The organism is Paenibacillus sp. HW567, from assembly GCF_000374185.1.
In the GTDB taxonomy this organism is placed as follows: domain Bacteria; phylum Bacillota; class Bacilli; order Paenibacillales; family Paenibacillaceae; genus Paenibacillus_AQ.
In genome coordinates this window covers 978,337-1,002,749 of sequence record NZ_KB910518.1, presented here as the reverse complement: position 1 = coordinate 1,002,749, position 24,413 = coordinate 978,337, and the positions used below count along the sequence as shown (strand labels likewise).

Genomic DNA, 24,413 nt, shown 5'->3' with positions numbered 1-24,413 from the left:
GACTTTGTAACTAGATAACCCCAAACAGCAAAACAGCCCCACAAAAGTGGGGCTGTGGGGCCATTCAGATTTAACCAACGCTTTCCCGAAGCCCGCTCCGGCTCACACTGACCAGCTCGCCCCGGCATTCATTCACGCCCGCTTCTGTGATCTTCACCTGGCAGAGCTCTCCCTGCAGCGAATCATCGCCGTCAAAAAACACCTGCAGGTAGTTGTCGCTGAAGCCGTGCTGTGTGCTGCGCTGCGGCGCATCCTTGGCCGACCGCTCGGCAATGACGGGCAGCGTCTTGCCGACGAACTTCCGCGCATAGGCAAGCTGCATATCCTCGGAGAGGTCGATCAGCTCCTGGACACGGGCGTTCTTGATCTCTTCATCGACCTGGTTCAGCATCCGCGCCGCCGGAGTGCCTGTCCGTTTGGAATACGGGAACACATGCATCTCGGAGTAGTTGACGGTCTTCATGAAATCGTAGCCGGCACGGAACATTTCCTCAGTTTCGCCCGGGAAGCCGACAATAACGTCAGTGGTAATGCCCACATCCGGCATCGCCTCGCGGATGAGCTGCATTTTTGCGTAATACTCTTCTGTTGTATACTTACGGCGCATCGCTTTAAGAACTTCGTTGTGTCCGGCCTGCAGCGGAATGTGCAGATGACGGCACATTTTGGAGCTGCGGTTCAGCACCTCAAGCAGCTTCCCGTCAATCTGGCTGGCTTCAATTGAGCTGATGCGGACCCGTTCCAGTCCATCCACCTTGTCCAGCTCCCACAGCAGATCTGCGAGCCGGTAATTCTCCAGATCATCCCCGTAGCCTCCGGTATGAATGCCGGTCAGGACAAATTCCTTATATCCGGCTTCCACCAACTGATGCGCCTGGGCTACAATCGACTTCGGATCACGGCTGCGCGACAGTCCGCGCGACCACGGAATAATACAGAAGGTGCAAAAGTTGTTGCAGCCATCCTGGATTTTCATAAAAGCCCGCGTCCGGTCGGCAAAGCCCGGCACATCCAGCTCCTCGAATTCGCGTGTCTTCATAATGTTGCGCACGGCATTTACCGGCTCGCGCGATTCCTGAATATTCTTCACATGGGTCATAATGTGCTCACGGTCCTGGTTGCCGATAACAAGATCGACACCGGGAATATCGAGAATCTCGCCGGGCGAGGTCTGCGCATAACATCCGGTTACAGCAACAATAGCCTCGGGATTGCGGCGCACGGCGCGGCGGATCATTTGGCGGCTTTTTTTGTCGCCGGTATTGGTTACAGTACATGTGTTGATCAAATAGACATCAGCGGTTCCCTCGAAATCCACCTGCTCGTAACCTTCATTTTTGAAAAGCTGCCAGATGGCTTCAGTGTCATAGAAATTAACCTTACAACCTAAAGTATAAAATGCTACGGATGGCATTCTTCAAGCTCCCCCCATTTCTCCGGATTCGTACAACATGCAGGCTGCGGCTACCATGCCCGCCGTCTCGCAGCGCAGGATACGGCGTCCAAGCCCGACGGAGACTGCCCCGGCCTCTTCGGCTGCGCGGCATTCTTCAGGACTGAAGCCGCCTTCAGGACCGACCACAATCATCACCTTGCCTGATGACTCTGACGGCAAGGTGGATAACCACGGTGCGGCTGCGCTGCGGAGCTGCAGCCCTTCTTCCTTCTCATAGCAAAAATATACAGCGTCATATTCGCTGAAGCTCTGCAGCAGCAGCTTCCAGCTAAGCGGCGAATGTACAGCGGGAACGATGTTCCGGTGCGCCTGCTCGGCGGCTTCTTTGCAGATTTTGCGCCAGCGTTCTACCCGCTTGCTCTCCTTGCGCTCGTCGTACTGCACAATCGTGCGCTCCGAGAGGAAAGGGGCAAAAGCCACCGCGCCGATTTCGGTGCATTTTTGAATCACCGTCTCCAGCTTATCTCCCTTGGGCAGACTCTGGGCCACCGTGATCTTGATCCGCGGCTCATGGGTCATTTCCAGCATTTCCAGTATGCTGACTGTTACTTCTCCAATCTCAATTGAAGCGATCTCCACCAGCGCCTCGCGGGATACACCGTCGCTGACAATCAGCTTGTCCCCGGCCTTGCCGCGCATGACCTTGGCAATATGACGGGCGTCCTCGCCGTCAATCCTTACTGTATCCGGCCCGAACTGCTCCGGTGTTACGAAATAACGCTGCATTTTCTCATCATCCTGTCTTTATTCAGCATGAAAGCGGCAGCGTTCCTGCTCTCCAGGTTCCCTGCCGCTGCTCTACTTGCATCTATCCTTCTAAAAATACCACATTCCATCATACAACGTTTGCCTGTGTGTGAACAGTCCCGGTTAAAGGAGTTTGCCTCCAAACAGCTTGTAGAACATCAGATAAAAGTCTTTCCCAATTTGCATGGCCCAATCGTTCAGAGGTTGAACGGTGTAATGCTGCAGTCCCGGAATAAAAATAATTAGTAAAAAGAGGAAGACTGCCCATTGCTCATATTGCTGCATTCTTCCGCGAATCGAACGAGGTGCCATATCCTCCAGAATACGGTAGCCATCCAGCGGCGGCAGTGGAATCAGATTGAACAGGAAAAGGAAGAAATTAAATGGAATGAACATATTAAAGAACCAGTATACTGCCTGAAACAGATGTACATTATTGATGGACCCAATGACCCCGCTTGCATTCAGAGCAGCGAAGATAATTGCTCCGAGAATGCCCAACAGCAGGTTGCTGACTGGGCCGGCTGCCGAGACAATGACGCCCATCAGGCGAGGGCGGCTGAAGTTATCGCGGTTCACAGGAACCGGACGCGCCCAGCCGAAGCCGGCAATAAGCAGCAGTATAATGCCGAACAGGTCAAAGTGAACAGCAGGGTTAAGCGTCATACGCCCCAGCAGCCGCGCTGTCGGATCACCAAATTTGTTAGCAAAATAAGCATGGCTGAATTCATGCACTGTAAATGCAATAACAATTGTAATCAGAAAAAATGGAAGCTGCTGCAATGGATATACTAAAACTTGATCCAGAAAATTCATCTTTACCTCTTTCCGGCTGTAAACGCCACCCAATCTTCTTCGCGGGATATTTCCATAATCTCAAAACCGGAAGCCGCCAGCGCTTTCGCCACCAGTTCTTCCTTATCCTTATAGATGCCGGAAGTGATATAGATTCCGCCCGGCTGTAGCGAGCGGTAGACATCATCCGTGAACAGTACAATAATCTCCGCCAAAATATTTGCTACTACAACTTTTACCGGAAGTGTAACCCCAAGCCCCTCTTTGCTTGCAGAGTCAGCAGCAGCCCCGGATTCGTCTGTATGGCCCGGTCTGGCCGAAGGCCACATTTCTCCCGCAGCCGTATCTGCGGCGCCTTCGCCGCCGAGCAGCGACAGCAGATCGCTCTCTTTGACTGTGATGGCTTCCTGCAGCCGGTTCAGCGCCACATTCTCACGGGCACTCTCCACCGCCACCGGGTCCAGATCAAGCGCGAGCACAGACTTTGCCCCGAGCAGGACCGCGCCTACAGCGAGAATGCCGGAGCCTGTTCCAACGTCGATAACCTCTTCCCCGCCGCTGATATGCTTTTCCAGTGCCCGCAGACACAGCGCAGTTGTGGGATGAGTGCCTGTACCGAAGGCCATGCCGGGATCAAGCTCAATAATCTTTTCATCCGGGCTGGCGGGCGTATACTCCTCCCAGGTCGGCCTAATGGTCAGCCGTTCCGATACACGCAGCGGCTTGAAGTATTGCTTCCAGGCATGTGCCCACTCATCCTCATCGACCGTTTTCCAGGAAAGCTGCCCTTTGCCCGGATCAATGCCGTACTGGTGCAGCTCCTCTATGCGGGGGGCCAGCTCCTTCATCACATCCTCCATCAGCACAGCTTCGGCATAGTAGCCTTTGATCACCGCCTCGCCTTCCGGAATGTCGTTCAGCGGCTCATCATACAATTCCCCGTAACGCGTGTCCCGCTGTTTGGCCAGCGTGCCCGATTCCTCAATCGAGACCCCGCCTGCGCCCGCTTCATATAAAAAGTTGGAGATCATCTCCTGGGCCTCTTCCGTTGTATGTACAGTCAATTCATGCCATAACATTGTTTATAAATCCTCCCGTTTCAAGTGCGATTAATCGCTCACAAAAATGTAACTTTGTATAGTATAGCATTTCTTCCCTGCACAGCGCCAAACTGCGGATAACAGACCGTTATTCCGGTGCCTCCAGAGCCTTCCCGGCTCCCTATATGATTGTTAGGCAAAGATAGAGTACTATAATATGGAACTTGGGCTTTATCTGCGATAAGCGGCAAAACAAAGGTAAAACGGGGAGAGACTAATGGCAAATATATTGGTAGTTGAAGACGAACAATCCATCAGCGATCTGATCACGATGAATTTGAAGCTGGTCGGGCACCATTTTTTCAAAGCTTTTACCGGCCCAGATGCACTGCGGATATTGGAAAATGAAAAAGTCGATCTGCTGCTGCTGGACATTATGCTGCCCGAAATAGACGGGTTTGAAGTGATGCGGCGCATCCGGAATCTGCATACGCCGGTCATTGTCATTACCGCCAAGGACTCACTGGCCGACCGCATTACCGGCTTCGAGCTAGGTGCCGATGATTATATCATCAAGCCGTTTGAGATTCTGGAGCTGCTTGCCCGTGTCAATGTGGCGCTCCGCCGCAACGACAAGGGTCAGGCAGGCTTTGTGCTCGATGAGGTGGAGGTGCGGCTGCAGGAGCGGACGGTGTATAAAGACGGCCGGCTGGTCGAGATGACCGCCCGGGAGTTTGAACTGCTGGAGGTGCTGATCCAGAACCGGAACATCGCCTTGTCCAGGGAAAAGCTGCTGGAATTGGCCTGGGGATATGACTACGAGGGCGAAACCCGCACCGTAGATGTCCATATCAGGCAGCTCCGCAAAAAACTGGGCTGGGAAGAACGCATCAAAACCATTTTCAAACTGGGCTACCGTCTGGACACAGAGGGTCAGGCATGAAATTTTGGCATAAAACATTGCTGATGGTCCTGGCCCTTTTTATCGCAGCACTGGATGTCAGTGTAATTATGGTGATGAACAAAAGCTGGCAGTTGAATATGGAACGTGAAACGCAAAGAGCCTCCAGCGAACAAGCATTAATTGCCAACAATGTGTATGAAAATCTAAATTCGCTTCTGGCCCGCGGCTCCCGTGTGGATCGCCCGGTATTGTACGAGGTTATGCGCTCCTATGCCCAGAATTACCGCCAGCAGGGAATTGCGCTCCAGCTATGGGACCGGGACGAGCTGGTCTATCCCGCGGGTGAAGGTCAGCGGCAAAAGCCGGCAGTACAGGCCGGTCAGGTGGAGGAGCAGGGCGTACATATTATCCGCATCGCCGGCGGACTGTCGGCGCCTTACGAGCAACTGCTTTTTGTATATGAACGCGAAATCGGGGAATTGTATGCCAGGCAAAGCGAGCTGAACCATTTTTTTGTCCTCATTAATTTCACCGTCGGTCCCATACTGGCCATCCTGCTCTATATCCTGATCCGCAAGCTGACAAGTCCGCTCAGACTGCTGTCGGAAACGACCAAACGGATTGCCGAAGGCAATTATACGGAACGCATTCAGCTTAGCAACAGGGACGAATTCGGCGAATTGGCCCAGAATTTCAACCGGATGTCCGAAGCCGTGCAGGGGCATGTGACGGAGCTGTCTGAAATGGCCGAAGAGAAGCAGCGGCTGGTTGACAATCTGGCCCATGAATTGCGGACACCGCTGACCAGTATGCAGGGTTTTGCCGAATATTTGAATACCGCCAATATCGGCGAAGAGGACCGGGTGACGGCCAGCCGATACATCTGGAGCGAGACGTTGCGGCTGAAAAAGCTGGCGTTCAAGCTGCTGGATCTCTCGGCCATGCGTCATAAACGGCTAGAACTGGAACGGGTAGACATCAGGGAATTGTTCCAATCCGTCCAGCAGACGGAGATGAAACCTCTGCAGGATGCCGGGCTGCGGCTAGTGCTTGATCCGGCCATCGACAGCGTGTGGGGGGATGCCGATCTGCTTGCTGCTTTCCTGGTCAACTGCATAGACAATTCGATCCACGCCTCCGCCGCAGGTGGCGAAATCCGGTTGCTGGCCTACAAAGAAAATGCGGAAGCGGTGCTGGAGGTACGCGATTTCGGCTCCGGGATGACGGATGAGCAGGCTAAACGGGCATTTGAGCCGTTTTACCGGGCCGACAGCGCCCGTTCCAGAGCCCACGGCGGAGCTGGTCTTGGCTTGTCCCTGTGCCGGCAGATCGCCGAGGCGCACGGAGCAAGGCTGACTCTGGAATCGGCAAAACATGAGGGTACGCGCTGCCGCATCTTTTTACAACTCCATAACAACTCCGTCGCGGGTTCATAACAACTTTTTAATAAAGTAGGCACAGGCCAAGCCTAATACAATATGGAGGTAATTACGGATGAAACTCAAGCACAGCCTGGTAACGGCAGCGGTTGTTGCCGTATCCGGCGGTTTGCTGGCGCTCAGTGCAGTGATTGTGCCCGGAATGGTAAATTCAACGGCCCTTGCAAATCACGTTCAGATGGAGAAATTACAGGGAACTGTGTCTTTGACGAACGGCAAGGTGCCTGTACTGAAGGTGGAGGCCGCCGCTCCGGTCTCGACGGTTGAAGAATACTTGAAGCAAAAGATGACGCAACAGGAAATGCAGCAAATTTATACGTACATCGACAACCTCAATGAGGAAGCCAGCATGTTCAACCGGGAGATGAGCGAAGCGGAGGTCAACCGGCGGCTGGCATTGAACGATCAATATGTGTATGAAGGTGTCCGCCCCAAAGCCCTTCTGCCCCTGAGAGCGGGCGTTGCCGATTTCTATCTGGATCTTGAAAAGGGGGCTTTTACCTTGCCGGGCCGGGATATGACGGATGAAGAGCTGCTGCAGCTCATTGATTGGTCTTACCGTGAGATGTATGCGCTAAATCAGCGCAACACCGAGCAGCCTCCGGGACCAGGAGCCAAAGACATTCAGCAGGCTGAGGCCATCAAGCTGGCCGCCGCAAGCGTCAAAAAATTGTTCAATGTCGACATCTCCAAGCTGGACAGCCATGCCAACTATTCGCTAGGCTGGACAACCAAACAGGGCCAATGGTTTGTTGATTTCCGGCCGTATAAATCGGACACCCTGCGGTCCAAAGGGGAACAATTCCTGTCTTATAATGTACTCCTGGATGCCAAGACCGGGGTGGTGCTGGACACAACGGTCGTAGACCTGTCTTACAAACGGACGGCGATCAGTGCGGCGGCAATGGAAAAGGTTAAGAAGGACGCAAGCTGGATTGCAGCAGCTAAACAGATTGTTACCCAAAAGCAGGGTGAAACGCGCAAAATCGCCAGCGCAAAAATCAACGGCGATTCTTCATATCTGAAACGCGGGCTTGTCAGCGTTCTGATCAAGCTGGCCGACGGGAGCACTTACAACGCCGAACTGCGTTATCCCGAGAAAACGCTGCGCTGCCTGATGTATGAGGCCGCCGGAACGGCAAAATAACATCCCGAATCGTGCCAGAAACAAAGAGCAGCGACTTCCAAAACGGAAGCCGCTGCTCTTTTGTTCTTTTACAGATCAATGTTCGGACAGTTATTTACCGCTTGGCTGTGGCATCAATTGAACGCTCACTGTGGCATCGCGGTCATGGATCCAATAGTGGAACATGTATATGGAAGCTTCCGTTCCTTTAAAATCCTTGTAGACGTCTATCGACTTGTTGGTGTCGGAGCCGACAAAGTTAACGCCAACAGGCGAGCCGAGCAGGCGTTCTTTTCCATCCATAATGTAGGTTTGATTCACTCCACCAAAACGGGCATCTTCGCTCTCCGTTTCCACGTACAGGTCAGCTCCCTGCTTGTAGTATGTCCACTTCACCGGATAACCGCCGGTTTCCCGCATTACGCTTTGTTTTTTCTCGGAAATACCGGTCAGCAGCAGCGGTGCTTTATCCTCTTCATGTGGGGTAATCTTGAATTTGCCTGTAAATATGAGCGGCGTGTCTTGAGTAATTGTGAGACCCGCAGGCCGTTCGAACCGGATCGGTATCAATCCGTAGTCTCCCTTAGGAGATAGCCGTCGCCCGCCTTCCAGCGTTTTCCCGTTGACGGAAAGGTAGAATTTCTTATATGGCACATTATAATCAGTCTTCTTGCTGCGGAGGTTCACCACGATTTGTGCCGGGGTTACGATCATATCTTCAATGACAAAATCTTTATCCGCTTGCTCAAGCGGCATATCCAGCGCAATTCTGGTTGTTCCGCTCTCCATTTGTTTTTTGCTTAATTCCAGATCAAACGAAATCGGTTCATTGACGGTTTTTTCTGTTTTGGCATAGTCCAGCTTGTAAACAACCTGTTCATCCGCCAGATCCGCCCGGTTAAAATACTGGTTTGCCGTATATTCACCGTTCTCGCCCGGCTTGCCGTATGAACTGCCAGGGAGGATTTCTACAGGCTTCCCGTTCTTGTAAGGTACAATTTGCGGATCAGCCCACTGCTTGGCCTCCGCTGAATCGAAAGAGATCGCGGAGGTTAACATCAGCTTTTCTCCCTGATCAAATACCTGTACCTTCACGTCACGCAGGCCATCCTGTCCCAGCGGAATGCTCTGCTGTGCATTTGTATTCAGGTTGATTTTTTTTGACATTTCCAACTGCTTGGGCTGATACAACCGGAGGGCATCTATTGATAGCTTTGCTTTGGAGCTCTCCTGCCGCGGTGTCCAATCACTTTCGAAATATCCGCTGTACTGCCCACTGTCCTCATCCCAGCGAATATAGGTGTAGTCGTTATTATCTTGATTGCCGTTACCCGCCGCATCAGTCAAGGTCATTCCTTTGACGCCCCAATATTCATTGTCCTTACGTTTATCCACATCCAGTGTGTACAGGATAATCGTCCGCTCAGCATCGACAACCGCCGTATGCAGCGTCAGCTTCACGCCGTCCCTGGTTACGCTCTGGCCCAGCGTCTGCCCAAGATTTTGCTCCAGTGCGTCCTGGACACCTTCCTGCCCGCTTAGCATCTTGTCCCAGTTGTAATTGATCGCAGCATAAACAGGAACAGCGATAAGCAGTGCGCTGAGCGACGCGGCGATCGTTATTTTGCGCCAGTTTCTGTGCCGGCGAGGGGCATCCGGTTCACGATCGGCGATCATGGCAGGTGCGGTATGGCCCGCTTTCTCCATCCGGCTCCACATGTCCTCGAAATCGGGATATGGAGCTTCACGGTTGTCACTTAGTTGACGCTTCAATGTGTCCTCTACTCTCTTCATATTTGTCTCCTTTCATGTCAGGGGGATAAACGCCCGCTTCCAGTAAAATCTGTTTCATTAATCGCAGCCCTTTATGGGCCCGTGATTTGACCGTTCCCAGTGGAATGTCCAACAGGTCGGATACTTCGGCCAGTGAGAAATCATGCATGTAACGAAGTGTCAGCACTGCCCGGATTTTGGCCGGAAGATGGTTCAGGTAACCCGCCCATTCCGCAGCCGATTCCCGTTCCTCCGCAAGTCTGTCTACCGGCTTGCCCTCCGTCCCGGTGAACAGGTGAGGATTGGCCGATACTTTCATCTGCAGGCTGCGCCGGCGTCTGAGGTGGTTCAAGCAATGATTGAACGTAATTTTCATAATCCAGGCCTTCATCTGCATGATCTGCTCCCGATTGGTGCGAAACAGGGTAATAAACACCTCCTGGGTCAAATCCTCGGCATCTGCCGCATCATGGACCATATAGTAACAGGTCCGGTATACATCCCGTTGGTAGGTTTCGAACAGCTCCCGATTGTTCTGCAATGGTCGCCCTCCTTTCTTGTTGAGTTCATCTATATAACAATTGAAGCTTGTAAAAGGTTCATTCGCACGTTCTGTAGACACAGCAAAACAGCAAACCTCCTTATTCTATAAAGAGACTTGCTGTTTGGGGGTAATCATTATTTAAGTATTATGGCAAAAACAGTCCGTGGTATGGTCGTCCACCATACCGGAAGCCTGCATAAAAGCATAACAAATTGTAGAGCCGACAAACTTCATGCCTTTTTTCTTCAGCGCTTTGCTCATCTGATCGGACTGAGGGGTGACCGCCGGAACCTCGGAGATGCTTGTCCACTCATTAATAACCGGAGCACCTCCCGCGAAGCTCCACAAATAATCTGCAAAGCTCCCCTCCTCCCGGCAAATCTGCTGGAATACAGCCGCATTGTTAATAATGGCATTGATCTTCAAGCGGTTGCGGATAATCCCCGTGTCCTGCATCAGCGCTTCAATCTTCGCTTCATCATAATGGACAATTTGCTGCGGATCGAATCCGTCGAACACTTGCCGGTAATGCTCCCTTTTCTTCAAAATTGTGTACCAGCTTAGCCCCGCCTGCATGCCCTCCAGCATCAGCAGCTCGAACAGCTTCCCATCGTCGTACAGCGGCTTGCCCCATTCTTCATCGTGATAAGCTATATACAGCGGGTCCTGGTTGACCCAGGCACAGCGTGTAGCTTCCATGTTCTGTTCTCTCCTTTGATTTGCGGGCAGTTATCTTTCATATACAGCCCCATATTTAAAAACAAGCGGAATCATCACCACAAGCGTCGGCACCAGGATTCCCAGCCACATCCGCTCGAATCTTGCCGGCGTGCCCCTCCAATATTAGCGGCCCCTTGTTCATGCAAGCACATATTCTTTCAATACACGCGCAGCAGGGTTTTGCAGCACAAATTAAAGAGGCATCCACCCTTCCGGGATTTTGGACACCTCTATGACTTGTACACACGGATCTCTTCGTATTTATCTTATGCTGTGGCACAAATCAGATGATTTCCAGCACCTCGCGGGCCTGATTGTCCAGCTCCTGGGCGGAAGAGGCAACCCCCGTAAAATCCTGCAGGGCGACTTCAATCTGCCGCTGGCTTTCTTCCACACTGCCCTGAACCTGCTCGATTCCTGCAGACATTCTGCCAATCTCCTCCGTAATCGCCTTGACGCTCTCCCGCACTTCGCCAATGGAATGCTGTACCATAGCAGACAGCTTTCGGACTTCCTTGGCTACGACATCAAAACCCCGGCCGAACTCTCCGGCATGAGCCGCTTCAATTGCCGCATTAAGCGCCAGCAGATGGGTCTGCGAAGCAATGTCACGGATCGTCTGCACCACGCCTTGAATATCTCCGGCCTTCTGCTGCAGATTGGTAAGCGTCATCGTGTTTTCATTCGACACTTCGGCGATACTGTCGATGCTCACCAGCAGCTCACGGCTCCGCTCGATGCCTTTTTCCGCACGCTGGTTCAGACTGCTGGCCATTCCCTGCATGTGTTCCACAACATTGCTCATATTGGTCTGTCTGAGGGTAATATTCGTTGCGACCTTCGTCACACCGATAACCTGCTCGCCTAATTCATCATAAATAGGCATATAAGTGGCTTCCAGCCACACCGGATTCCTTTCCGAGTCCATCCGGACGATTTTATCCTGGAAGCTCTTGCCGGACAGCAGGTCCTCCCAGAATATTTCATAATCAGGACTATTCGCGAACTCGGGAAAACAAAACTCCTTGTGGTACATTCCGTACATTTTCCCAGCGCTGTATTTCATGGAGCTGGCAAACACCTCATTGACATAAGCCACCCGGCGGTCAAGATCAAACCGGATGAGGGCAAGATTTTTTTCCAAAGCTTTGACAACCAGTGCATCGGTGACTTCTTGTGTTAGCAGGTTCTTCATAGCAATTTCTCCCCGTATAAATCAATTTTAGAATATTTGAGGTTGTCCTAATTTCATTGTTTAACTTTACTCTATAATAACGGTAAAATTTCGGTTTTAGATTACAGAAAAGGACAATTTTTAGAAATCTCCAAAATAACTAAAAACCGCAGGTATCCAGCCTTGCGGTTTCATCACTTTTAAATAAACTTTAATAGGCGCTGCCATTCTTCCGGTCCCATTCCGTTTCTAAAATTTATTCAAATTTAGGATATATCCTTTCAATGAGATTGCATAATGTTGTATTATATAGTATGCATAATTATATTGTATACTTACCAAAAGGAGAGTGTAACTTGTGCGCGAAACCTATATTCCAACTGGCTTGAAACTTAAAGAAACTGGCTTTGGATACACGTTGTCCTTAATAGGCGGTAAATATAAAATGATCATTATGTATTGGCTGTCTGAAAATAAGGTAATGCGGTTTAATGAGCTGAAGCGGTGTATCGGGACCATTTCCTTTAAAACGCAAAGCATCATGTTAAAAGAGCTGGAGGCAGATGGGCTTATCATACGCAAGGAATTTCCCCAAATACCTCCAAAAGTTGAATATTCATTATCTGAAAGTGGTCTTTCTCTCATTCCTTTGTTAAATATGATGTGCGAGTGGGGAGAAAAAAACATTTCGCCAGCTCTGGAGGCTGTACAGCAGTAGGCATAGTTGTTTTGTTTATATTACAAAGAAGTATCTCCTGAACAGGGAAATACTTCTTTTTTATAGCAGTCTTATTAAATCTGGATATGCCCTCGGCGAACCTTCCAAACAAGGTTTCAATCACGAGCGGACGGTCGTATTGCTGGTTATTCGACTGGATACTTGAGCGATTTTGTGCACGTTGCCTTTTGCAGTTGGTTAAGCACCAATCCCTTAGATATTTGTTTCTTCTATAACTCTACTAAGTTCTGATGGAGCCTTTGAGTGGGTTACTCGTAAATATACCATAACGGTTATTGCAGCGATGGCAACAACCGCAGCTCCAATCCAGCTAATCGAAGCTAAGGAAGCTTGTTCCACGACAACGCCTCCAATTCCTGCTCCCGCACCCATAGCAAGCTGTAAAACTGAAGTATTCATACTTACCATAATGCCTGAAGCCGCCGGAGCAAGCGTCATTAAGTGATATTGCTGAGTAGGACTTGTTGACCAAGCGGAGAGAGCCCAAAATATGAGCACAAGGAAAGCGATAGCAGGCCATTGGGCTGATAATGACAGTAGAACTAAGGCTACTGCATGCAGTACCATACTGACAAATAAAGTACGGGGGAATCCCCATTTATCTGTACTATAGCCGCCAAACTTTGAGCCGAATAAGCTGGCAATCCCGAAAGCGAATAAAGCAATGATGACTGTTTTACTGTTCATCCCTGTAATCGACAATAGGAAGGGAGAAATGTAGGTGTAGACAATAGAATAACCAGAAATCCATAAGAAAGTGATCATTAGGGCTACCATTATTTTCGGTTGCTTAATTAAAGCAAGCTGTTTGCGCAAGGGAACCGATTCATCGCCATTTGAGCGTGGGATGACTAAGCGTATAACGATCATCGCAAGAATACTAAGTGCACCGATTCCTCCGAAGATTAATCTCCAATCATAAACGGAAGCAATAACTCTGCCTAGCGGAACACCGATAATCAACGAAATGCTAAAGCCCATAAGGAGCGTTGCAATTGCACTTCCTTGTTTATCAGGTGGAGTCATCTTGGTAGCGACAGTAAAGGAGGTTACAACGAATACTCCCATACTTAGTGCAAGAATAATGCGTGAAACTACAAGAAATCCAAAGCCGGGTAAAACCACGGCGATAATATTTCCAACCGCAAATACGCCAAGTGAATAAACTAAAAGCTTGCGCTGCTCCATTCGTGCTGTAAATGCGATAAGGAAAGGTGTTCCAAAAGCATAGGCGAGTGAAAAAACAGTAATAAGCTGACCAGCAGCAGCGACGGAGACATTAACGTCTTTTGCAACTGTGTCGAGAATCCCTGCTATGATATACTCCGATGTTCCAACCAAAAAGCTAACAGCGGCTAATAAGTAAATCTTCCAGACATTTGACATAAAATTATCCCTCTTTCTTAAGTTTCCATATTTCCGAGTGTATGGAAATTTATTTATTTCCTTTTTTGAGTATAAAGATTGCACTATAAATATGTAAGTACGCACTTTTAGTACAGGTACTGTAATAAAGGTGAGTGTCAACCTGAGCATATGCTTGAGTAAAAAAAGAGCGGGCTATCTTTTCGATAACCTGCTCTTGTTCTTGATTTTTGGCCCTTTGCCTTAACTTAATGACATTGCACAGATGTGGGGCATTTACTGCAACATTCTTTGCATATTTATTATTCTCTGTCTGCCCAACTTCAATGCTATTGCTTCACAGCTATTCCTTCTTCAAAATTTCGTGAAGCTGCCGCTTGTCCGCCTCCAGTGAACGCTCCTGCGCCTCCAGATCATCCTGGTCAGCTTCCGCCGCAGAAAACTCTACATCCTCCGCTTTCGCTTCGTACAGCATTTTCATCTTATCGGTCTTCGAAAAAATCTTCGAGTTCTCTCTATCCATCTGTTCCAGCCTCCCGTCGTTATACATGAATTTAGCCTTCAGAGCATTCCGCCGGCCTCTTCAATAATGGTTACGGCCTGGTCATAAATGCCCAGGTCCACGATAGCGGTAAGCAGAATATTTCTGCCCGTCGGTCCGCCATCGCCGCCATGGCTCATGCCGCTTCCACTGGTATGCGCTGCGGCTAGAATTCCGGTATGCGCACTGCCGGAGGTCATGGAGTCCATGCTTGCCAGGTTGCCCGTCACCGGATTCACGCCTGCTTGCAGCCCACTCCCCCCAAATCTGCTAAACCGGTCTATGGACAGCTCGGTAACGCGCAATGCCTGAAGCTTCAGGGAGACGCTTTCGGCATCTTCAGGTGCTTTAAAATAGGCGAGTATGCTTTTTTCGGACAAGGGGAATCCCCGCTTTCTGCCTGGAATGCCATACACAATTGTACCTTCATATTCTGTATTCCGGGGGCAGAATTTATTCGTTTTTTACACCTATTCCCCCGAATATGGTACAAAAGTAGGATATAACATTTGGTAATTAGCCTGTAAAATTAATCTAATTTTCACCAATAATTAGTTCAGTTCTACAATACTACAAGCAAGGAGGGATATATTAGGTTTAAGTGGATTCCTACTATATAAACTAATAGACACTGGGGAGGATATCTAAATGTTCAAACGCTCCATCCGTAAATTTGGCATTGGCGCAGCAAGTGTAAGTCTAGCCGTTTCAGTTCTCTTTCCTTCCGCTTCTTATGCCAGTACAGGCAGCTTTCTGCCCGGACCTCCGAATCTTCAAGATCAGGCTCCACAACTGAATCCGAAGCTGGATTTCTCCTCGGACTCCTTGAGTCAATTCATCCAGAGCTACAAAGCTTCAGCCATTAAGCCGCAAAATTATGCCGGAACAAGCACATCTTCAGCACCAGTAACCTTCATTGTCCAATTGCAGAAAGACCCGATCAAAGTTGCAGAAAGCCAAAGGCCGTCTCTCAAAGGCTCTGCACCATCACTGCAGCACAACGTTCTCCGTATGGAGCACAGCGCATTTAAAGCGGCTGCCGATCTAATCGGCGCTGTAACGGGGCATGAATATACCGAGGTTTTTAACGGCTATGAAATCACACTGCCAGGCAATCAGGTGGACAAGCTGCTTGCACTGCCAGGCGTAAAGGCCGTATTCCCTAACACAACTGTTCATGCGCTGGAAACAGGCACAGATCTTGAAGGGCCGCCTTCTTCAGGCGGATCAGCTCAAGTGCCTGTAGGCAACGGCGATATCTTTCATACAAAAGCCCTGTATGACAAGGGTGCTACTGGAGAAGGTATTGAAGTAGCTGTTATTGATACCGGTATTGACTATGATCATCCTTACCTCAAAGATGCCTACAAAGGTGGATATGACGTCGTAGATAACGACGAATATCCATTTGAAACGAAGCCAGATCCACGTTATTTGCCAAGAGACGGCAAGCCATATGAGACTGCTCACGGCTCCCATGTCTCCGGCATCGTCCACAGTGTAGCTCCGAAAGCGGATATTTATGTATACCGTGTACTTGGACCTTACGGCTCGGGCTCTACTGCCGATGTCATCGAAGGCATCGAGCTGGCGGTAGCCAAGGGTGTTGATGTCATTAACCTCTCGCTTGGCTCCGATGTGAACCAGCAGTACTCACCGGATGCCATCGCTGTGGACAATGCGGCCAAAGCGGGTGTTACGGTTGTGCTCGCAGCGGGCAATGCAGGTCCCGGACAGGAAACTGTAGGCACTCCGGGCGGTGCGCATCGAACCATCTCGGTGGGCGCCAGCACTACACCAACTTACGTTAATTTATTTAAAGTGGGTGTAGTCAATAATGTCTATGGCATTCAGGCTGCTGAATCCGCCGCGCTTCCCGGAACAGCAAGTGGAAAAGAGATCGTCTATGCCGGACTGGGAGGCACGGTAGAGGATTATACCAAGGCAGGTGTAGCAGGAAAAATAGCGCTCGTTGACCGCGGAACCTATACCTTTGTCTCCAAATCCGCCAACGCCAAGAAAGCCGGTGCTATCGGGCTGCTAATCGCCAATAACGCTGACGGAGAGCTAAGCATGGCCATTGACTCCACCGGCGTTCCTACCTATGGCATTACCAAAGCCGAAGGCGCCTTGATTAAGCAGGAAATTAAAGCAGGGCGTAATACAGTAAATTTCGAGGTTAAATGGGATACCAGCAATTTGCTTGCCGGCTTCAGTTCACGCGGACCGGCGCTTCCGGAGCTGAATATCAAACCTGATGTCCTGGCTCCTGGCGTAGGAATAAATTCCTCAGTGCCTGAGTGGGAAAGCTCCAATGGTTACACCAAGCTCAACGGCACCAGTATGGCCAGTCCGCATGTAGCCGGTGCAGCAGCGCTGCTGCTGGATTGGAAAGAGAATTTAACACCGGATCAGGTCAAAGTCCTCTTATCCAACAGTGCAACTCCGATTAAAGACCGTGCTGGCAAGTATTACAGTGTCTTTGAGCAAGGCGCAGGACTCATTGATCTTTCCAAAGTAGTAGCGGTCAGCTCCTTAGCCAGAGTTGCCGAAGTTCTCGATACGGGCAACCCGGCAGTGCCAACTGTAGACTACGATACGGGTTCACTTTCCTTTGGTCTCCAGTCTGTTGGAACCGTTACGAAGACAGTCTATGTAGATGCCATTTCAACACCTAAAACCTACAGTGTCAGTGTTGACTGGCGCACAGCGGAACACACAGGAATTTCTCTGCCTGCCTTTAGTGATATCACTGCCGGAGGTTACTTCAATGTTCCTCTAACTATTGATGCTACAGCGGCTGCAGGGTTCTATGAAGCTACATTGACACTTACAGAAATCGGCGCTCAAGACACACCGGAGACATTAACACTGCCTTTAGGTGTAGTAGTAGGTGACAAGTACAAGCCAGACGCGCTTACGAATCTTTATGTGGGCCAAGAGATTATCTCGCCAAATGATGACGGCTATCTGGACAGCACCGACTTATCCTTCTCTGTTAATGAGCCAATCAACAGTCTGCATATTGAAGTGGCTGATGTGTCCACTGGAACAGTAGTTGGTGATGTATACGCAACTGGTGAGAAATATTATCGCGGCTTCTATGAAACCACGGATTGGGATGGTACGGTTGTTGATCAAAAAACTAAAAAACCAGTGCAGCTCCCGGATGGAATTTATTCCATCACCCCTGTTCTGAATGGTACTGCTGTACCTGCTAAGCAGACGCTCTCCATTATTGTTGACCGGAAAGCTCCGGTAGTTACCGGTCTGACAATCACTGAGCATGACCGTACAACTGCAGAAGAGCCAAGAAGTGCAACCATTAGCGGCTTTATTGCGGATGACCTTCTTTTGGAACTCGTAGCCGCAGGCGAAGATCCTAACAAATTATTCGGAGCTGCTGCAGTCTTTACAGGAGCTAATGGTGAAGTGGTGCAGGCAAATGGAGTTATTGATCCATCCGGATCTTTTGAAATCAATGTCCCTCTCGCTGAAGGGCTGAACCAGTTCTATATCTACGTATATGACACAGCCGGCAACGGTGCGGCAGACGGAGATTATGCACAACTGCTTCGCTACAGCACAGATGCGAACAGCGCCAAGGTAACTCCTGCCGCTTCTCCAGTTCAAGCTGTAGTTGGACAGCCGGTTACAATTGATGTAGGCTTCTCGGTTACTGACAATGTCTACGGCATTTATGGTGCCACATTCAACCTGTATTACAGTAAAACTCTTAATGAACCAACCATTGTGCCAAGCGTACAACTGGCTACCTATCAGGAAACCAATTTCCCTGGTAAGCCGCTGCCGCAATTCACCAACCTTATTGCTCTGGAAGATGGACAGAATGTACTGCAATACGGTGTGCATGTAACGGATGGGGCTTATACCGGCACGGGCAATGGCTCACTTGGCAAGTTTACCTTTACACCAGCCTCCGCCGGAACGTATACCTTTAAGCTATCGGATGTTCTGCTCTGGAGCGACAGCTACTCAGCTACAGTTCCGGCAGGGCTGTCGACTGTAAATGTAGTCGTTACAAACCCTGTCCCATCTGGGCCTGCGATCTCCACAGGAGGATCGGCTCCAGCCGTGGGCACAACCTTGACTGCCGGACAATTGGTTGAGACCGCAAATCCTGCAGGCGGTAAACCAACTGCAGTATTGACCGTTTCTGATGCAGCGTTGACCGCTGCACTGCAAAAGGTAGAGAATAACACAGCCGTCATTAATGTCAGCGACTTAGATTTCAATAAGTATGGAGAAGTGAAAATTTCGCTTACCTCTGCCCAAGCAGAGAAGCTGAAGACCGCTGCCAATGCACTGAGTATCAACGGGGCAGGCTTTACACTGCTTATTCCAGCAGGTACTCTTCCTGACTTCATCACCAGCAGCGGATTGGCAGTGACTGTCAGCCTAGTGGATAGCAAAGACAAAGCTTCCTTGTCGGGAAGCACTGCAACAGTCGATCCCGGGTCTTCCCTGCTGACTATTAAGAACGGCTGGTCCACAGGCAAACCTGTTACCGTACAAATTCATCTGAATGACGCCGGTAAAAAGGATGTCCGCAAGGCAGGGGTTTATAAAGAAACCGCGGATAGCAAGTGGACTTATTCCCAGGCAGGTACACTTCCTAAAGAAGGCCTCCTGCAGTTTACAATTACCGGCGACGGCACTTATAGCGCTGCTGTACGCAACGTTACCTTTAGTGATCTCAGCGTTCATTGGGCCAAGGAAGATATCGAGATTCTTGCAGCGCATGGTATTGTAGCGGGAAAAGGAACGGACGGCAGCTTCAAGCCTTCCGACAGCTTGAACCAGGCTGAGCTGCTGACCCTGTTCGACCGTTTGCTCGGCAAAGGCGACACCTGGTCAACCCGCATTAAGGAAGCAGGCTCCCGCGATGTGCTGACACGTGAAGAGGCCGCTGTCATTCTCGCTATTGCTCTGGGTGCGGATAGTTCTTCTTCCGCAACACTGACATTCAAGGATGCCGGAAAAATCTCTGCCAATGCAAAAAATGCAATTTCATTTGCAGTAAGCAAAGGTTACCTCAAAGGAGAAGGAGCTAATACCTTCAATCCACAGGGTACTCTGACCCGTGCACAGGCAGCCGCCATCCTGCACCGGGTGCTTGAGGATCTTCGCTCCAAATAATGTGAAGTTCAGCTAAGCAATATCCAACTTGTTATAAGAAACGGCTGCGCATCCTATCCGGGATGCGCAGCCGTTTTTGCAAATTAGTGTCGAATGACTCTTGCGATGAACTCTTCTACGCTTACTTCTTGCGTTTTCGCTATTTCATCCCTCTTATCCTCATAACCGAATGCCATCGTTTTCCATTGTTTTTGCAGCATTTTAAATAGCTGTTAGATTACCTTAATCTGGTACAAAAGTAGTATATAACGTTTCTCCACTAGATTGTAAAATAAATGTAATTTCCACTTAGAGAAGAGCACATTAGGGCAGCTGCCTGAATAAAAACAAAAATTTATTCAGCGCATGAATATATGTGAGGAAATCTCCCTTCAAGCGCATTTTTTCACATAAAAACGTGTTTTTTCGAGGTTTTCTGATAGATGAGACCTTAGAAGGAGAGTGATCATGTCATATATTGCATCATACAAAAGAAAATAAATCTTCTAACTTCAGAAATTTAATGTAGATTTTACATTTTACCAGTGGTAAAATCTTCTTAATATTTTTCCTACTATTTCGGACGGAAATAACCTGGATGAGTAGAAAAGGAGAATCCGCGCTACTGTCTGAAGCAGGAGAGATGTGAGCCAGATCTAACAACATAACATGGAGGGGATTACATTTGGAGTGGAATAAACTACCTCGTAAGTTGTCTGTACTAGCCTTGTCACTGGGTGTAACAGCCGGTATGATTCCAGGTGCGGCATTCGCCGCCAGCAGCTTGCAGACGCCATTATCGAACAATAATTCAGCAGCAACGGCATTACAGCTAAATCAGCCTTTTATTTCTCCAGAGATTAACACTCAATCCTCAAACAATGTTCGTGTCATCGTTCAATTAAGCGGCCAGCCTGCAGCAGTCGGAAAATATGCCGCCAAGCAAGGGATTTCTTCCCTCGCCAAAGCAGCTACTGAAGCTGCGGTGAAGAGCCAGCAGACTGATGTTCTGGACAAGGCAAAAGCCAATGGCATCAACTTAACGGTCAACTACCAATACAACACGATCTTGAACGGCTTTGAGGTTACCGTTCCGGCAAATAAGATACCAGAGCTGGCAAAAATCTCTGGGGTCACCTCCATCTATCCAAACAGCACTTGGTACACCCTTCCGGAAGAAACTGTAACCGAGGTTGTATACAGAAACGACAATGCTCCACTCGAACAGATTCACGCCAATTGGGCAGCGGATCACGGAATTACTGGGGCTGGTCTGAAAGTCGGCGTCATTGATACCGGTGTAGACTATAAGCATCCGGATATTGCAGCGGCTTATAAAGGCGGATATGACTCATTTTATCAGGATAGTGATCCTTATGAAGAAGTTCCGCTGACCCCTGCAGAAGATCCGTACGGTGTAGGCTATGCCGGAACTACTCATGGTACACATGTATCCGGCACCATCATTGGACAATATGCTGCCAAAGGTGATGTCGCCCAAAAGGGTGTAGCGCCTGGAGCAGATCTTTATGTGTACAAGGTATTGGGACGTAATCTTCAAAATCCGAGCCAATCTTCCGGTTCATCCGCTCAGGTCATTGACGGTATTGAGCGCGCGGTGAAGGATGGCATGGATGTTATCAACCTCTCCCTGGGTTCAGACTCTGAAAAAGACGTGAACTCCCCTGACTCGATTGCCATTAATAACGCGGTACTGTCAGGCGTTGTGGCTGTAATCGCCAATGGTAACAATGGGGATCATGGACATTTTTCACTCGGTTCCCCGGCGGCTTCTCAGCTTGCAATTTCTGTGGGTGCAGTAACCAGCCCTACTAAAGCTATCTCGGGCGAATTAAAAGCGGAAATTATCAACTCTGTAACTTCTGTTACTTATGCCACCTATGACCTCCCATTCAATGTAATGGCGTATGAGTTGGGAAAATCCGATTTAGCCAACGTCATTGGCACAAAGCCCGTTAAGGTTGCTTATGCTAATCTGGGAGCAAATGAGGATTACCCTACAGGAGATTTAAGTGATACCATCGTTCTGGTATCCCGTGGTGACCTGACCTTCGATGTCAAGATCGCCAATGCCAAAGCCCATAACGTTAAAGGCTTGGCCATTTTCAATGGTAATTTCAAAACGGTCAATGGTAAGAAAGTAGCTGTTCTGGATGAGAGCTATACGGATCGTGCCAGCTTTATCGGCTTGAATTTCGGCGATGGTTACCAGAATGTTCCTACGTTCGACATTGAAGGCTCGAAGGGCCGCGCATTGGCAAGAACCATTCTTGCTAATGGAGACAAACCTACTTCCTTCACTTTTAGCCCGAACTACGATGTGGAATTGACTGCAGGTGATGAAGTGACCGACTTCTCTTCCTTGGGTCCAAATGTAGATGGCAATCTGAGCATCAAACCTGATATTGTTGCTCCTGGTTACGGAGTACTCTCAGCATATCCCGCTTATGGTGGGGATTATTCACAGGCTTACCACCGCAGTAACGGTACCAGTATGGCCACTCCGCATGTCGCAGGCCTGTCACTGCTGATCAAGCAGGCGCATCCGGGATATTCACCGTTCGATATTCGTGCGGCACTCGCTAATACTGCAGAGAGACTCTACTATAATGATGAGCCGGTAGACCTCTATGCTCAAGGTCCAGGACGGGCAAATGTTGAAGATGCCATTAAGACACCTGCGCTTCTGGAAGCTCTCGAACCTATATCTATTCTGGACAAGAACTACGCGCCGAAAAACATAATCAACTACAATCCGTCAACAAGCTTCGGTACGTTACTGCCAGGCTCTGATGAAGCCATTAAAACTTTGCAATTAAAAAACACCAGCAATGCCAGTGTTACTTATTCAGCCTCCGTGGAATGGAACTACGCGGATTCTGATAATGTATCAGCAACCTTAGACAAATCAAGCGTTACAGCCTCTGCATACAGTGCTTCTACTTTCAATTTGAAGGTTAACGTTTCTGCAGATGCTGAGCCGGAATTACTGCAAGGTAATGTTGTTCTAAAAGCAGACGGGCAACCAACACTGCACCTGCCATTCTCTATTAATATCGACAATACTTTGGAGCAACCTAGCTGGGGAACTGGCGTTCAAGAAGCGGTTATTGATCAACCGATCGTGTACAGCAACGATTCCGCCATCCTTTCCTACAAACTAAAAGCAAAAGACATCAACTACTATGAAGTAGATCTGGTTGGCTTAGATGATGTTACCAAAGGTTATTTCAAATATGCAGCCACAGCATCTTCAAAAATATTCTTCAATCAGGGCAGCTATAGCACTGTCATTGGGTCCACTTATCATCCATATGACAGCAATGGAGATCCTATAATCGATGCCAATGGCAAACCTGCTGTAGCAAATCTGACTGACGGGGTGTACAAGCTTCAAATTCTTGCCGTCAACGCAAAAGACAACACTAAACTTCCTATCAAGATTGACCAGTCGAAAGCAGACACCTTCTATACCGCTTATACCTCTTTCCGCTATATCGCTAGCCCTAAACCGACTGTACCAACAGACGGCGGAAGCACTGGCGGTGGCGGTGGCGTTGCAGCACCAGCAACACCTGTTATCCCAAGTACAGCCAAAGCTCTGGTAGAGGAAGGTACCAAGCAAGTAACTGTAACCCCAGCAGTTGCATCCAAGGATGGTGTAACTACTGTAACAGTAACCGACAATGATCTGAAGGCAGCGCTGGCAAATGCCGCGACCACCAAGACTGCTGTCGTGATCTCTGTAGCCACAACAACTGATAAGGCTGCCCAACTGAGCCTGACTGCAGATCAAGTGAAACTGCTGACTGGTCTTCCTACTGGTAGCTCTGTAATTGTAAGTATTGGCGGTTCCGCTGTATCCTTACCGGTATCTCTGTTGTCTGGTTCCCCGGCAGGACAAAGCTTGAAGCTCGATATCAAGCAATCCCCTGATACCGCCAGCAAGCTGACTGCAAGCATAGCTGGTTCAACGGTAATCGGAACTCCGGTTTCCTTCGAAGCTTCTTGGACAACCGCAACAGGCAGCACATATTTGAATGTTCCGAACAATACTTTCATCAAGAGATCCTTCACGGTACCGGGTGCGATCCAGCCGAAAACCGCAGGTGTGCTCTTTGAAGAAAACGGACTGGTAACACCAGTTGCTTCCGTATTCTCGCCTCAGGCGGATGGAACAACTATCGTTACTGTAAGTCGTCCAGGCTTCTCGGTATACGCCGCAGTAAGCAAACCATCGGCTGCCTTCACGGATATCGCTGCTTCGAAATCGGCCGCTGCCATTAAGACACTGGCCGACAAGCTGATTATCCAAGGCACTTCGGCAACGACTTTCTCACCACTCAACAACCTGACGCGCGCTGAATTTACTGCACTTTTAACTCGTGCACTGGGTCTTCGTACTGATGCCAGCGTAAACTTCACTGATGTGAAAGCATCTGACTGGTATGCTAAAGATGTTGCTGCTGCTTCCAAAGCCGGCCTTATTCTGGGCATTGGCAACGGCAAATTTGCTCCAACCCAGAAAGTAACCCGTCAAGAACTGGCTGTTATTCTGGACAGAGCACTGAAATTGACAGGAGTAGAATTGAAGGCCGCTAATCCTTCGTTCACTACTTACACCGACAATGCCAAAGTAGCACCTTATGCAAAGGACAGTCTGCAATCCCTGTCCAAAGCCGGCGTCATCGGCAGTGATGCAGGTAATGCTTTCAATCCAACTGCCCCAGCAACACGTGAAACGGCTGCTGCCGCTCTTTACGAATTGCTGAGCAAGATTGGCTTGATTGAATAGTCTCTCCTCCCTTAAGGCACTTCGGTTTTAACCGGAGCCGCATTAAGCGGCTGTAAGAAAAAGGAGCAGGTATGGTTGAACAATACCTGCTCCTT

General features: G+C 49.3%; 17 protein-coding genes. 6 read left to right on the top strand and 11 right to left on the bottom strand.

The features are described 5' to 3' along the window. Positions 1 to 70 precede the first annotated feature (70 nt). The 4 genes from mtaB to prmA all read right to left on the bottom strand — a co-directional run bounded on the left by mtaB (position 71) and on the right by prmA (position 4,077). Positions 71 to 1,414, bottom strand: coding sequence for a tRNA (N(6)-L-threonylcarbamoyladenosine(37)-C(2))-methylthiotransferase MtaB (mtaB, locus tag B212_RS0104480; RefSeq protein ID WP_019909219.1), 1,344 nt, complete (start codon positions 1,412 to 1,414; stop codon positions 71 to 73). Positions 1,415 to 1,417: 3 nt separating this feature from the next. Beyond that, positions 1,418 to 2,182, bottom strand: a complete 765-nt coding sequence (locus B212_RS0104475) for an RsmE family RNA methyltransferase (RefSeq protein ID WP_019909218.1) — start codon at positions 2,180 to 2,182, stop codon at positions 1,418 to 1,420. Between the two features lie 144 nt (positions 2,183 to 2,326). Next, a complete protein-coding gene (locus B212_RS0104470; RefSeq protein WP_019909217.1) occupies positions 2,327 to 3,019 on the bottom strand; it encodes a site-2 protease family protein in 693 nt (230 codons plus the stop codon). A 2-nt stretch (positions 3,020 to 3,021) separates the two neighbouring features. Continuing rightward, entirely contained in the window at positions 3,022 to 4,077 is a 1,056-nt protein-coding gene (gene prmA / locus B212_RS0104465; protein WP_019909214.1) for a 50S ribosomal protein L11 methyltransferase, read from the bottom strand. A gap of 238 nt (positions 4,078 to 4,315) precedes the next feature. Between prmA and B212_RS0104460 the strand changes: the two genes are divergently transcribed. From B212_RS0104460 to B212_RS0104450, 3 genes are read left to right on the top strand one after another with little or no spacing between them, the layout of a single operon-like run. After that, entirely contained in the window at positions 4,316 to 4,981 is a 666-nt protein-coding gene (locus tag B212_RS0104460; protein ID WP_019909213.1) for a response regulator transcription factor, read from the top strand. Continuing rightward, positions 4,978 to 6,378: a sensor histidine kinase gene (locus B212_RS0104455; RefSeq protein ID WP_019909212.1), complete on the top strand. Its 1,401-nt coding sequence runs from the start codon at positions 4,978 to 4,980 to the stop codon at positions 6,376 to 6,378. The genes B212_RS0104460 and B212_RS0104455 overlap by 4 nt, the downstream gene beginning before the upstream one ends. Positions 6,379 to 6,436: 58 nt before the next feature. Continuing rightward, positions 6,437 to 7,528 (top strand): hypothetical protein, encoded by a 1,092-nt coding sequence (locus B212_RS0104450; protein ID WP_019909210.1) that lies wholly within the window; start codon positions 6,437 to 6,439, stop codon positions 7,526 to 7,528. 90 nt (positions 7,529 to 7,618) lie between these two features. Here the strand turns inward: B212_RS0104450 and B212_RS0104445 are convergent, their stop codons facing one another. The 4 genes from B212_RS0104445 to B212_RS0104425 form a co-directional block, all read right to left on the bottom strand. Further along, positions 7,619 to 9,301 carry a DUF4179 domain-containing protein gene (locus B212_RS0104445; RefSeq protein WP_019909208.1) on the bottom strand — a complete coding sequence of 561 codons (1,683 nt, stop codon included), beginning with the start codon at positions 9,299 to 9,301 and terminating at the stop codon, positions 7,619 to 7,621. Next, the gene (locus B212_RS0104440) at positions 9,261 to 9,821 is read right to left on the bottom strand and encodes an RNA polymerase sigma factor (protein ID WP_019909207.1); all 561 of its coding nucleotides are present in this window, start codon (positions 9,819 to 9,821) and stop codon (positions 9,261 to 9,263) included. The genes B212_RS0104445 and B212_RS0104440 overlap by 41 nt, the downstream gene beginning before the upstream one ends. 141 nt (positions 9,822 to 9,962) lie before the next feature. Continuing rightward, complete coding sequence (locus B212_RS0104435) at positions 9,963 to 10,523, bottom strand: DNA-3-methyladenine glycosylase I (protein WP_019909206.1); 561 nt, start codon at positions 10,521 to 10,523, stop codon at positions 9,963 to 9,965. Between the two features lie 304 nt (positions 10,524 to 10,827). Next, on the bottom strand, positions 10,828 to 11,739 hold the full coding sequence (locus tag B212_RS0104425; protein WP_019909205.1) for a methyl-accepting chemotaxis protein: 912 nt from the start codon (positions 11,737 to 11,739) through the stop codon (positions 10,828 to 10,830). A gap of 337 nt (positions 11,740 to 12,076) precedes the next feature. Here B212_RS0104425 and B212_RS0104420 point away from each other — a divergent pair, with 337 nt between their 5' ends. Further along, the gene (locus tag B212_RS0104420; RefSeq protein ID WP_019909203.1) at positions 12,077 to 12,436 is read left to right on the top strand and encodes a winged helix-turn-helix transcriptional regulator; all 360 of its coding nucleotides are present in this window, start codon (positions 12,077 to 12,079) and stop codon (positions 12,434 to 12,436) included. Positions 12,437 to 12,649: 213 nt separating this feature from the next. Here B212_RS0104420 and B212_RS0104415 read toward each other — a convergent pair whose 3' ends face one another. From B212_RS0104415 to B212_RS0104405, 3 genes are all read right to left on the bottom strand, one after another. Beyond that, on the bottom strand, positions 12,650 to 13,843 hold the full coding sequence (locus tag B212_RS0104415) for an MFS transporter (protein WP_019909201.1): 1,194 nt from the start codon (positions 13,841 to 13,843) through the stop codon (positions 12,650 to 12,652). 322 nt (positions 13,844 to 14,165) lie between these two features. Beyond that, positions 14,166 to 14,345 (bottom strand): YfhD family protein, encoded by a 180-nt coding sequence (locus B212_RS0104410; RefSeq protein WP_019909200.1) that lies wholly within the window; start codon positions 14,343 to 14,345, stop codon positions 14,166 to 14,168. A gap of 38 nt (positions 14,346 to 14,383) precedes the next feature. Then, positions 14,384 to 14,743, bottom strand: coding sequence for a hypothetical protein (locus tag B212_RS0104405; RefSeq protein WP_028530604.1), 360 nt, complete (start codon positions 14,741 to 14,743; stop codon positions 14,384 to 14,386). Between the two features lie 268 nt (positions 14,744 to 15,011). On the opposite strand from B212_RS0104405, the gene B212_RS35655 reads away from it, so the two are divergent. Both B212_RS35655 and B212_RS35650 read left to right on the top strand, forming a co-directional pair. Further along, positions 15,012 to 19,523, top strand: a complete 4,512-nt coding sequence (locus B212_RS35655) for a S8 family serine peptidase (RefSeq protein ID WP_019909198.1) — start codon at positions 15,012 to 15,014, stop codon at positions 19,521 to 19,523. Between the two features lie 664 nt (positions 19,524 to 20,187). Next, positions 20,188 to 24,318, top strand: coding sequence for a S8 family serine peptidase (locus B212_RS35650; RefSeq protein WP_028530603.1), 4,131 nt, complete (start codon positions 20,188 to 20,190; stop codon positions 24,316 to 24,318). The last annotated feature ends 95 nt before the right edge of the window (positions 24,319 to 24,413 follow it).